The 12,375-nt window shown below is 30.4% G+C and carries 12 protein-coding genes; 11 read left to right on the forward strand and 1 reads right to left on the reverse strand.

Translation table 11 applies throughout. From position 1 onward, the window contains the following. Window positions 1–19 precede the first annotated feature (19 nt). The 9 genes from def (at window position 20) to ABXG81_RS03680 (ending at window position 10,203) form a co-directional block, all read left to right on the forward strand. On the forward strand, window positions 20–496 hold the full coding sequence (gene def, locus ABXG81_RS03640) for a peptide deformylase (protein ID WP_209813591.1): 477 nt from the start codon (window positions 20–22) through the stop codon (window positions 494–496). Continuing rightward, window positions 477–1,424: a methionyl-tRNA formyltransferase gene (gene fmt / locus ABXG81_RS03645; protein WP_316116186.1), complete on the forward strand. Its 948-nt coding sequence runs from the start codon at window positions 477–479 to the stop codon at window positions 1,422–1,424. Before def ends, fmt begins: the two co-directional genes overlap by 20 nt. After that, a complete protein-coding gene (gene rsmB, locus ABXG81_RS03650; protein WP_353529169.1) occupies window positions 1,417–2,697 on the forward strand; it encodes a 16S rRNA (cytosine(967)-C(5))-methyltransferase RsmB in 1,281 nt (426 codons plus the stop codon). The genes fmt and rsmB overlap by 8 nt, the downstream gene beginning before the upstream one ends. A 1-nt stretch (window position 2,698) precedes the next feature. Continuing rightward, window positions 2,699–3,724, forward strand: a complete 1,026-nt coding sequence (gene rlmN, locus ABXG81_RS03655; protein ID WP_117520843.1) for a 23S rRNA (adenine(2503)-C(2))-methyltransferase RlmN — start codon at window positions 2,699–2,701, stop codon at window positions 3,722–3,724. Between the two features lie 2 nt (window positions 3,725–3,726). Further along, window positions 3,727–4,449: a Stp1/IreP family PP2C-type Ser/Thr phosphatase gene (locus ABXG81_RS03660; RefSeq protein ID WP_117520845.1), complete on the forward strand. Its 723-nt coding sequence runs from the start codon at window positions 3,727–3,729 to the stop codon at window positions 4,447–4,449. 9 nt (window positions 4,450–4,458) lie between these two features. After that, window positions 4,459–6,483 (forward strand): Stk1 family PASTA domain-containing Ser/Thr kinase, encoded by a 2,025-nt coding sequence (pknB, locus tag ABXG81_RS03665; protein ID WP_353529170.1) that lies wholly within the window; start codon window positions 4,459–4,461, stop codon window positions 6,481–6,483. Continuing rightward, window positions 6,480–7,349 carry a ribosome small subunit-dependent GTPase A gene (rsgA, locus tag ABXG81_RS03670; protein WP_209813595.1) on the forward strand — a complete coding sequence of 290 codons (870 nt, stop codon included), beginning with the start codon at window positions 6,480–6,482 and terminating at the stop codon, window positions 7,347–7,349. The genes pknB and rsgA overlap by 4 nt, the downstream gene beginning before the upstream one ends. Next, a complete protein-coding gene (rpe, locus tag ABXG81_RS03675; RefSeq protein WP_353529171.1) occupies window positions 7,343–8,008 on the forward strand; it encodes a ribulose-phosphate 3-epimerase in 666 nt (221 codons plus the stop codon). Before rsgA ends, rpe begins: the two co-directional genes overlap by 7 nt. A gap of 65 nt (window positions 8,009–8,073) precedes the next feature. Next, window positions 8,074–10,203, forward strand: a complete 2,130-nt coding sequence (locus ABXG81_RS03680) for a catalase (protein ID WP_117520853.1) — start codon at window positions 8,074–8,076, stop codon at window positions 10,201–10,203. A 75-nt stretch (window positions 10,204–10,278) separates the two neighbouring features. Here the strand turns inward: ABXG81_RS03680 and rpmB are convergent, their stop codons facing one another. Beyond that, window positions 10,279–10,467 carry a 50S ribosomal protein L28 gene (rpmB, locus tag ABXG81_RS03685; RefSeq protein ID WP_117520855.1) on the reverse strand — a complete coding sequence of 63 codons (189 nt, stop codon included), beginning with the start codon at window positions 10,465–10,467 and terminating at the stop codon, window positions 10,279–10,281. A 156-nt stretch (window positions 10,468–10,623) separates the two neighbouring features. Between rpmB and murB the strand changes: the two genes are divergently transcribed. Both murB and rapZ read left to right on the forward strand, forming a co-directional pair. Beyond that, entirely contained in the window at window positions 10,624–11,526 is a 903-nt protein-coding gene (murB, locus tag ABXG81_RS03690; RefSeq protein WP_117520857.1) for a UDP-N-acetylmuramate dehydrogenase, read from the forward strand. Continuing rightward, complete coding sequence (gene rapZ / locus ABXG81_RS03695; RefSeq protein WP_117520859.1) at window positions 11,526–12,374, forward strand: RNase adapter RapZ; 849 nt, start codon at window positions 11,526–11,528, stop codon at window positions 12,372–12,374. Before murB ends, rapZ begins: the two co-directional genes overlap by 1 nt. Window position 12,375 lies beyond the last annotated feature (1 nt).

Raw genomic sequence — 12,375 nt, forward strand, 5'->3', positions numbered from 1 at the left:
AACTTATCAAGGAGGAAGTATGGCAATTAGAAATATAAGAATAGAAGGAGATCCAATACTTAGAAAAGTATGTAGGGAAGTTCCTGAGATTACAGATAGAATAAAAGTATTATTAGATGACATGGGAGAGACAATGTATTCTGCCGATGGTGTAGGCCTTGCTGCTCCTCAAGTTGGAATATTAAAAAGAATTATAGTAGTAGATCCACATGATGAAGAAACTGGTCTAGTAAAGTTGGTTAATCCGGAGATTGTCGAATCTGATGGAGAACAAATTGGCGTTGAGGGCTGTCTATCTATACCAAATTATAATGCTACTGTTAAAAGACCAGAACATGTTAAAGTTAAATATATTGATGAAGATGGTAATGAAAAAGTTTGGGATGCTCATGGTTTCCCAGCAGTAATTTTATCCCATGAAATAGACCATTTGAATGGTGTTTTATTTAGAGATAAATCTATAGAAGAGATAAATTATGAAATCGAAAACGCTTAATATATGTTTTATGGGCAATCCAAAGTTTGCTGTGCAGACTTTGGATGTTCTTTGTAAGGATAGTAATTTTGATGTTAAACTAGTGGTTTCTTCTAAAGATAAGAAGAGATCAAGAAATAAGGTTACCCCTACTGAAGTCAAAAAATACGCTATGGAAAATAATGTACCAGTATCTACTCCAGATAGTGTTAATACTGAAGAATTTGTAAAAGAACTTAAAGATTTAGAAATTGACTTTATAGTAGTAGTTGCCTTTGGACAATTAATTGGTAATTTGCTTTTAGAAGAGTTCCATGATAGGATAATCAATCTTCATCCATCAATTTTACCAAAATATAGAGGAGCTGCACCTATGCAGTTTACTCTATTAAATGGTGATAAAGAAACTGCACCAACTACAATGCTTATAGAAAAAGGAATGGATAGTGGTGATATCTTATTGCAAAATGTTGTAAATGTTGATATCAATGATGATTATTATTCATTGGAAAATAAGATGTCTAACTTAGGCTCCAAAGCTATTAAATATACTCTTTTAAATTTTGATAAACTTTATGTAAATAGGATTAAACAAGATGATAGTAAAGCTACCTTTACAAAAAAAATAAGTAAAGAAATGGGTAATATTAATTGGGAAAATGATAGCTTTGCAATTTACAACCAAATTCGTGCTTTAATTGATTATCCTAAAGCATACTTTCATTATGAAGGAAAAAATGTAAAAGTTTTAGAATCGGAAATTCTCGATTCTTATCAAGGAAATCCAGGATATGTTTATGAAGCAGATAGTAAAAATAATATTATAATTGGTACAAAAAATGGAGCTATTAGAATAAATAAACTTCAATTTCCAGGGAAAAAAGCCATGGATACCAAGTCATTTCTTATGGGCAATGATTTTAAAAAGGGAATTTATCTAGATGACTGATTTAAACTTAGCTTTCAATATACTTAAATCCGTCATTTACGAAGATAGAAAATCAAATGAAGAGATAAATAAACTTGCCGATAAGGCAGGTAATTTGCCTTTAGTTACTAAAATAGTATATGGAGTTTTGGAAAATAAAATTTATCTGGATTATATGATAAGAAAGCTATCTAGTGTAAGATTAAAAAAAATTCATCCATATGTATTAACTATTCTAGAAATTGGATTTTATAATATTCATTTTTTAAATACTAAGGATTATGCTATAGTAAATGAGTTAGTAGAGCTTACAAAAGCTAAAAATAAAAGATCAACTGGCTTTGTAAATGCAATACTTCGAAATTTTATAAGAGAAGAAGATGAAGTGGCAAAAATATATGAAAGTGATGATATAAAATCTCTTTCTATTAGATATTCATTGCAAGAAGATATAACTAACTATATTTATGATAATTATGGAATGGACTATACCAAGAATTTCCTAAGATATATAAATGATGAGCAAATTATTTCTATTAGGGTTAATACCTTAAAAACTAATAAGGATGAATTAACAAAATCTTTACATGTTTTAGGTTATAATATTTCTGAAGGAAGTTTGGGCAAAAATTCATTAAAAGTAATAAATCCTGCAGGACTTATTAGTACAAGGGAATTCGGAAATGGTTTATTTACTATTCAACAAGAAGCTTCTCAAAAAGTTATAGAGGTTTTAGATCCAAAAGAAAATTCAAACATTTTAGATTTATGTGCAGCTCCAGGTACTAAAACTTCATATATCGGTGAGTACACGAGTAACCAGTCATATATTGTAGCTAATGATATATCTACTAACAAACTCCCGCTTATAAAAGAAAATATGGATAGACTTGGCCTTAAAAATATTGAACTTGTAAGTTTTGATGCATGTAAATTAGAGAAAAAGTATAAAGATCAATTTGATTATGTTCTAGTAGATGCTCCGTGTTCAGGTCTTGGTGTTATGGGAAGAAAGCCCGAAATACGCTATAATAGAAGTATAGAAGATATAAAAAATCTAGGCAAGCTTCAAAGAGAAATTTTAGATCAAGCTATGAAGTATTTAAAAAAAGATGGTATTTTAGTATATTCTACTTGTACTATAGGAAACATTGAGAATAAAAATAATTTTGAATATTTAAAAAATCAAAATAATCTTCAGCTATTATCAATAGAAGGTAAAGATTATATAGAATATATAAATTTCAAGGATAAAACAGATGGATTTTTTATAAGTAAGTTTAAGAAGATATAATATGAAACAAACAATAAATGATAAGACAATTAAAGAACTAGAAGAAATATTTAAGAATTTGGGTTTTAAAAAGTTTAGGGCAAAGCAAGTTTTTAGGCAAATTCATGTTAATAAAATTAATGATTTTGATCAAATGACAGATTTACCACGTGATATGAGAGCTAAACTGGATGAAGTTTTTGAAATTGATAAGATAAGTTTATTTAAAAGTTTTGAATCTAATATAGATGATACAAAGAAGTACTTATTTGAACTTAAAGATGGTAATATTATTGAAGCTGTTTTTATGGATTACCATGATAGGAAGACTATTTGTATATCTTCACAAGTAGGGTGTAGAATGGGCTGCACTTTTTGTGCCTCTACTAAAAAGGGACTAGAGAGAAATTTAACTGCTTCCGAAATTATTGAAGAAGTATATGAACTTGAAAGACTAAATGATGATATTAATAATATTGTAATCATGGGCATAGGGGAGCCTTTGGATAACTTTAAAAATATTATTAAATTTATAGAAATTATAACAAATGAAAAGGGTCGCAACCTATCACATAGGTCTATAACTATATCTACTTCAGGCTTAACTCCAAAAATTTATGAGCTTGCTGATACAGGTCTTGATGTAAACTTAGCAGTTAGCTTGCACTATCCTACTGATGAGCAAAGAAGAGAGTATATGCCTATAGCTAGAAAGTATAATATAAACGGTTTAATGAGAGCCACAGACTATTACTTAGATAAAACTAAAAGAAGAGTTTCTTTTGAGTATGTAGTTATTGACGGAGTAAATAACAGAAATAGCGATGTATACAATTTAACTAAGTTGATGAAAGGTAAAAATGTACATATAAACCTTATTCCTCTTAATCCAATAGAAGAATTTAAACATGGTAAGACTTCAAGAAAGATCATAAATGATTTCTCAGATAGGCTGATAAAAAAAGGTTTAAATGCTACTATTAGATATTCTATGGGTGAAGATATAGACGCTAGCTGCGGCCAGCTGAGAAATAATTATGTGAGGTAATCATGAAATTTAGTTCAATATCAAATATTGGCAAGTTTAGGGAGACAAATGAAGATTCATATAGTAATGTTTCCATTGACAATTATGATTTTTTCATAGTTGCGGATGGGATGGGTGGTCATAGTGATGGAGAACTTGCAAGCTCTCTTGCAAGTAAGTCTTATACTGATTTTATAAAGAATGCAAAGATAGATAAATATGAAGATATTGCTGATTTACAAGCGGATGCAATCAAATATTCCAATGAAAAAGTTTTTGAAATTGCAAAAGAAAAAGACGAGAAAATGGGAACTACTGTAGTTTGCCTTTGTATAGACTATATAAAGAATATATATCATATAAGTCATATTGGTGATTCCAGACTTTATTTATATAGAAATGATGAGCTTAAACAAGTTACAAAAGATCACTCCTTAGTAAATGAACTTATAGATAGTGGTGCTTTAAAAGAAGATGAAGCAGAGAACTTTATTAACAAAAATGCAATCACTAGAGCTGTAGGAATTAGTCAAGAGGTTAAGTCAGATTATAAAACTATAGAGATAAAGGATGATGATATCATTTTAATAGCTACCGATGGATTATTTAATGAATTGAAAGTTAATTCGATAATAAGTGTTATAAAAGAAAATGAAGATGTTTACGATATTTCGTCAAGTCTTATTGATGCGGCAAACGCATCAGGCGGTCACGATAATATAACGGTAACAACGATAAAAATGTAAGAGGGTATTATGGAAAATATAATTTTGGACGATAGGTACGAGATTATCGAACAAATCGGTGTAGGGGGTATGGCTAAAGTTTATAAGGCCAAAGATAAACTCCTCGATAGATTTGTAGCTATCAAAATACTCAAAGAACAATATGCGGAAGATGATGAATTTCTCAAAAAATTTAATAATGAGGCTCAGTCTGCTGCTAAACTTTCACATATAAATATAGTAAATGTTTTTGATATTGGACAAGATCTATATAATGGACAGATGATTTATTATATAGTAATGGAATATGTAGAAGGTAAGACATTAAAAGACTATATAATTGACGAGGGAAAGCTTTCTAATCACGATATAATAGACTATTCTACGCAGATTGCCCAAGCTTTAAAAACAGCTCACCAAGCAGGTATAATCCATAGGGACATCAAGCCACAAAATATACTAATTGACAACTATGGTTTATTAAAGGTAACTGATTTTGGTATAGCACGTGTTTCATCGAATGCTACTATAACTTATACAAGCTCAATACTTGGGACGGTTCATTATATATCACCAGAGCAAGCAAAGGGAAAAATTGTAGATGAAAAATCTGACCTTTACTCTCTAGGCGCTGTGATGTATGAAATGGCAACTGGAAAAGTTCCTTTTGATGCAGATAATTCTGTAGGAATTGCTGTTATGCATATTCAAGATCAAGCAATTGAGCCAAAAGAAATAAATCCAAATCTTTCAGATCATCTAAATTATATAATAATGAAACTTTTATCAAAGGATCCAAGTGAAAGATTTTTAAATGCAATAGAACTTATTGATGCTTTAGATGATGAGAATTACTATGTAGAAGAAGAAGCGGATGATATTGCTCAAACAGCGAGGATACCTATAGTTGTTCCTAAAGAAAAATCATATGAAAAAGTTTACTATGATAATCAACCAGAAGAAGATGGAGAAGAAGAGCTAGAAGAAAAAGAAGCTGTTTATGTATCTAATTCAGAGTCAGAAGAAAATAGTGATAAAAGAAAAAATGATAAAAAAATATGGCCTTTATTTATAGCTGCCCTTATTTTATTAGGAGCTATTTACTTTTTTAGAAATAGAACAAATAATCAAGTAGTTGTTGAAGTACCAACGGTTATTAACCTAGATCAGGAACAAGCCTTTAATGAACTGGAAAGACGTGGGTTGAAGCCAAATATCTTAAGCAGTGAACAAAGTGATGAGTATGAAAAAGGGAAGGTCATGAGCCAAGATCCAACACCAAATTCAAAAGCAAACAGAGGAAGTACTGTAAATCTTGTAATAAGTGAAGGACGAGAGGTAGAAGTTCCTGACTTGAAAAATATGACAATATCACAAGCAGAGGAAACACTTAAGGAAAAAGGTCTTAAACTTGGTAGAACTAATTCATCTTCAAGTGATGAAGTAGAAAAGGACTTGATTATAAATCAAAATCCAAGTCCAAATACTAAGCTACAAACTGGTACAGAAATAGACGTAACTGTAAGTACTGGCTCAGATCAGAGAGTTAAAACTGTAGAAGTTCCAAATTTAATAGGAAAGTCAGAACAAGACGCAAGAGCTATTGTTTCACAATATGGTCTTAGTTTAAGAGATGTTAACTATGCCAATAGTAATGATGTAGCAAGAGGTATAGTAATGAATCAATCAATTTCTAGCGGAACTGAAGTGGCTAAAAATTCTAAAATTGACTTTACTGTAAGCCTAGGATCAGAAGAAAATAAAAATAATCAAGATCAGGATAATGACCAAGACCAAAATAATAATGATGATAACTCAAATGATTTTAGAAATGTTGTGTTAAATGTTTCTATTACAGATCCAGCCGATCAGTTTAATGTAATGGTATTTGATATAGTCAATGGACAAAGGAACCAAGCTATAATAAATCAAACTATGTATAGTAGTGATTTGCATGATGGAGTCTTGACATTAAATGTAAAAGCAAGACTTGGCACGAATTTAGAAGTATTAATAGATAATCAATCCTACGGAGTGTATGAAGTAAATCAATGAATGGAAAAATAATAAAATCTCAAAAAGAATTGTATTATGTAGAAACTTCTGAAAATATTTTTATGTGTAAAGCTCGTGGCAATTTTAGAAAAAGAGGTATAAAGCCTTTGGTTGGAGATAATGCTCTTATAGAAATACAAGAAGAAGACAAAGCTTATATTATAGAAATATTAGAAAGAAAAAATGAGATAAAGAGACCTAATATAGCTAATATAGATCAAATGCTTATTTTTGTAACTATAAATGATCCACCTCTTAATTTATATAATCTTGATAAATACCTTGCAATGTGTGAGCATGAAAATATAGACGTAGTAATTGTTCTTAGTAAAAAAGATCTAGCTAAAGATAATAAAATTAAAGAATTAACTAAAATTTATGAAAATTTAGATTATAAAGTATTAAGTCTAGATAACTATAATGATTTTCCAAAAAAAGACATTACGGAAATACTAGAAGGAAAAACTTCTGCAGTTTCTGGAGCCTCAGGAGTAGGAAAGAGTACTTTTTTAAATAATCTAGTGGATAAAGATTTAGAAATAGGTGAGATATCTGATAAATTAAAAAGGGGCAAAAATACTACCCGTCATACAGAAATTTTTAGTATAAATCCACAAACTTATATATTTGATACTCCAGGATTTGATAGTTTTGACTTTGATTTTATAGAAGATGAAAATAATCTAAAATATTGTTTTAGAGAAATGTCTATTAGCAATTGTAGATTTAATAATTGTAACCATATCAATGAACCAAATTGTTCTGTAAAAGAAAAAGTTGAAAATGGTGACATTGCTAAAAGTAGATATGATAATTATGTTTTATTGTTTAAAGAACTTAAAGAAAGGCGAGAAAATAAATGGTAGAACTAGCTCCTTCAATTTTAAGTTGTAATTTTGCAAATTTGGAAGCCGATATTGAAAAGACAAAAGGAACTGATTTAAAGAATCTTCATATAGATGTTATGGATGGATTATTTGTACCAAACATTTCCTTTGGATTTAAAGTTATAGAGGATATTAGAAAAAAGAATGATTATTACTTTGATACTCATGCTATGATTGAAGAACCTATAAGGTATGTAGAAGAATTTAAAAAATCTGGTGTTGATAGATTAACTATACACTATGAAGCGTGCAAAGATCTAGATAAAACTATTGGTGCTGTTAAAGATTCTAGAATGGAAGTTGGTCTAACCTTTAAACCTGCCACTGATATTAATCTTGTAATACCATATTTAGACAAAATTGATTTAGTCTTAGTTATGAGTGTAGAGCCTGGCTTTGGCGGACAAAGCTTCATGGAAGATTCTCTAGATAAGATAAAAATTTTAAGAGAGTATATTGATAAAAATAATCTAGATTGTCTTATAGAAATAGATGGTGGAATTAAGACTACAAATGTGGAAAAAGCCATAGATGCAGGGGCTGATCTAATTGTATCTGGATCTGATATTTTTGGAAAAGATATAAAAAATCAAATAGATAAATATTATAAAATATTTGAGAAAAAGTCACTTTCATAGTGGCTTTTTTTAATACATGGGTATGTATATACAAACGTAAAGTTTAGAAAATTAAGGAGAAAATAATGGCGAATAAAGAAGATAAGAATCAAAAATATGATTTTAAAAAGGCTCCCCTAACTCCACCAGACATAGATAAAGTAGAGCAAGTAAAAGATAATGCAAAGCAAAAAGATCTAGAAACCAATAAAGTAGATAACAAGGGCAAAGCTTTTACAACAAACAAAGGCCTAAAAATGGCTGAAGATGAATTTTCATTAAAGGCTGGTAGACGTGGACCAACTCTTTTAGAAGATTTTCATTTAAGAGAAAAAATAATGCACTTTGACCATGAGAGGATTCCAGAAAGAATAGTTCATGCTCGTGGTGTAGGAGCTCATGGTGTATTTAAATGTACAAAAGATATGAGTGAATATACAAAAGCTTCATTATTTACACAAGAAGGTAAAGAAACTCCACTATTTACAAGAATTTCTACAGTAGCAGGATTTAGAGGTTCAACAGATACTCCCCGTGATGTACGTGGATTTGCTTTAAAATTTTATACTGATGAAGGAAACTACGATATAGTAGGAAATAATATTCCAGTTTTCTTTATTCAAGATGCTATAAAATTCCCTGATTTTGTGCATGCTGTAAAACCAGAACCAGATACAGAAGTACCACAGGCTCAATCAGCTCATGATACATTTTGGGACTTTGTTTCAAAAAATCAAGAGTCAGCACATACTGTAATGTGGGCTATGAGTGATAGAGCTATACCACTTAGTCTACGTATGATGGATGGATTTGCTGTTCACACATTTAGATTTGTAAATGCTGAAGGAAAAGGAACATTTGTTCGTTTCCAATGGAATCCTCAACTAGGAGTGCACTCTAGGGTTTGGGACGAAACGTTAAAAGTTTCAGGTAATGATCCAGATAGCCAAAGGAAAGATTTATACGATGCAATTGACGAAGGAAACTATCCAGTATGGGACTTTTGTGTTCAACTTTTGCCAGAAGAAAAAGAATTTGACTATCCATTTGATATCCTAGATCCAACAAAAGTATGGCCTGAAGAAGATATACCAAAAGTAAAAATCGGTGAAATCACACTAAATAGAAATGTTGATAACTACTTTGCAGAAACAGAACAAGTTGCTTTTAATCCGGGAAATGTTGTACCAGGAATTGATTTTTCAAATGACCCATTACTACAAGGTAGATTATTCTCATATACAGATACACAATTATTAAGACTTGGTGGTCCAAACTTTGCACAAATTCCAATAAATAGACCAATTTCTGAAGTTCATAATAACCAAAGAGATGGATGGCATCAACATATGATAAATAAAGGACCAGTATCCTATCATAAATCGGCAATTGATGATCAATCTCCATACTATGAAAGTCCAGAAAATGGTGGCTACGAACACTACCAAGAAAAAATAGATGGAAGAGCTATAAAAGATCGTGATGATAGCTTTAGAGATCATTTTAGTCAAGCAACATCTTTCTATAAATCATTAAGTAAAGTAGAGCAAGAACATATCAAAAATGCATTTTCATTCGAGCTTTCAAAAGTAAAAAGACCAGAAATTAGACAAAATGTGGTAGATATGTTTGCAAATGTAGATAAAGATATGGCAACAGAAATTGCTAAAAATGTTGGGGCGGATACTCCAAACGCTGAGAGAGGATTTGATCCAGTAGGTATTAAGGCAAGTAAAGAAGCATTAGAAGTAAAAATGCCAGAATTTTCACAAGAAAATACTATTTTTAAACCAGATACTTTAAAAGTAGGAATTTATTCTGATAGTGACGATGATTTTGACTTTAAGTCTTTAGTAAAATCAATAAAGAATAGTAAAGCAAAAGCAGAAATAATACAAGCGGATTTACAAGATACTAAGGATGGCGTAATGGTAACTCATAGATACGAGACAATCCATCCAGTATTAGAAGATGCTTTAATCATAGTAGTACCAGAAAAACCAAGTCATGAATTTAGCAAAAATGTTGGTGAATTTGCAAAGGAAACATTTAAGCACTACAAACCTCTTTGGATAATAGGTGATGCAAGTGATATTCTATCAGATGACCAACAAAAGGCTGATGGAGTAATGGTTACTAAAGATAGCAAAGATATTGATAAATTTATAGAAAACTTAACAAAACAAAGATTCTGGGATAGAGATGGCTCTAACTAGATAAAAAAAGACCACTGGGCGGTAAATCCTACCTAGTGGTTTTTATTTTGAATTCAAAATAAAAAAAGCATCTAATTATGCTTTTTGTACTCTTCCAGATTTTAAACATTTAGTACATACGTTGATTGATTTTGGAGATCCATCTACTATAGCCCTAACTTTATGCACGTTTGGTTTAAAAGTTCTGTTGACACCTTTGTGTGAGAAAGTAACTGATTTACCTGATTTTACCCCTTTACCACAAATATCACATGAATTTGCCATATAAAACACCTCCTAGCTTTTTACGATTAATCTTTATTATTTTACCAAAAGATTGGTTAAATTACAAATTTTTTTAAACAAAACAAAGATATTAAATTAAGGTATAATAGATTAATAGAAAACTTTGATTTAAATTGTTTAAATCTAGGAGGAAATATGGACTTAAAATCTATATATGAGGGCAAAAAATTCGGAGAAATCCTATTTTGTGAGCCTTTAAAAGACTATACAACATGGGGCATAGGTGGCCCAGCTGATGTACTGGTAAAGCCTCATAATGAAAAAGAATTACAGGACTTACTTATATTTAATAATGAAAATAAAATTCATACAACTGTTATAGGCAGAGGATCCAACCTACTTATTACAGATAAGGGAATAAGAGGATGTGTTCTCGTACTAGCTGATAATTACGACTGTATAAGCTTAGAGGATACAGAGCTTACAGTTCTTGCTGGAACTAAGCTAAATAAGGCAGCTTTATATGCTATAGAAAATAAACTAACAGGAATGGAAGAAGTTTCAGGCATACCAGGATCTGTTGGTGGAGCAGTTGCTATGAATGCGGGTGCTTACAATAGAGAAATCAAGGATATATGTATAAACGTAAAGGCTTTTGATTTATCAGGAAATGAATATAACTTTACAAATGATGAAATGAATTTTTCTTATAGGCATTCTAAGATTTTTGAACAAGATCTCATAGTTTCATCTGCAACTTTTAAACTTTTTTATGATACTGAAAATAAAGCAGAAGAAAAATATGATGACTATACAAATAGACGCGAAACAAAGCAACCTTTAGATAAAAAATCCGCAGGATCAACCTTCAAAAGGCCAGAAGGATCCTATGCTTCTAAGTTAATAGATGAATGTGGTTTACGTGGCTACAGAGTAGGAGATTGCCAAGTTAGCGAGAAACACTGTGGATTTATTATAAATACTGGTGATGCAACAAGTCGTGAAATGCTTGATTTCATAGAAGAAGTTGCAGGAATTGTAAAAGAAAAAACTGGCTTTACTTTAGAACGCGAGGTTAAATTAATCGGAGATTTATAATGAAGCTTAAAATAATTACTGGTTTAAGTGGTTCTGGAAAAACTACAGCTCTTAGAACATATGAAGATATGGGATACTATGCGATGGATAATGTTCCGGCATATTTGATAGAAAAATTTATTGAGCTTAATAAGATGCAGGAAAGCCCTATAGAAAAAATGGCAGTAGTAATAGACTTTAGATCTCACACCTTAGATAATGATATTAATAAATCATTATTAAATTTAAAAGAGAAGAATCCAGATACTGAAATAATTTATTTATATTGTAATGATAGAGAAATTTTAAAAAGATATAACGAACTAAGGCGACCTCATCCTTTAGGTGAATTTGGTAATGTTTCAGATGGGATTATTAAGGAAAGAGAGTATTTAAAGTCTATTATGAAAGTTTCAGATAGATTTATAGATACTAGTAATTATACAGCAAAAGAACTAAGGAAAGTTATAGAAGACTCATCGTATAAAAAAGACAAGATGATAGTAAATATCTTATCTTTTGGTTACAAGAATGGAATGAGTGAAGACTTTGATTTCGTTTTTGATATGAGATTTTTACCTAATCCATTTTACATAGATGAGCTAAAAGATTTAAATGGAACTAATATTAAGCTTAAGAATTATCTGGATCAGTTTGAAATTATAAATAAGGTAGAAAATGATATTTATGATTTTATAAATAACTTGATTCCAGAATTTATAAATCAAGGTAAAAATACTATAACTATAGCCTTTGGTTGTACTGGTGGTAAGCACCGTTCGGTTTACATGGCTGAGCGCATGTATGAAAGAATGAAGAATGATGATTATATAATAATCAAAAAACACAGAGATAAGGATAAATGGTGAA

The organism is Anaerococcus nagyae (genome assembly GCF_040364225.1).
GTDB lineage: Bacteria > Bacillota > Clostridia > Tissierellales > Peptoniphilaceae > Anaerococcus > Anaerococcus nagyae.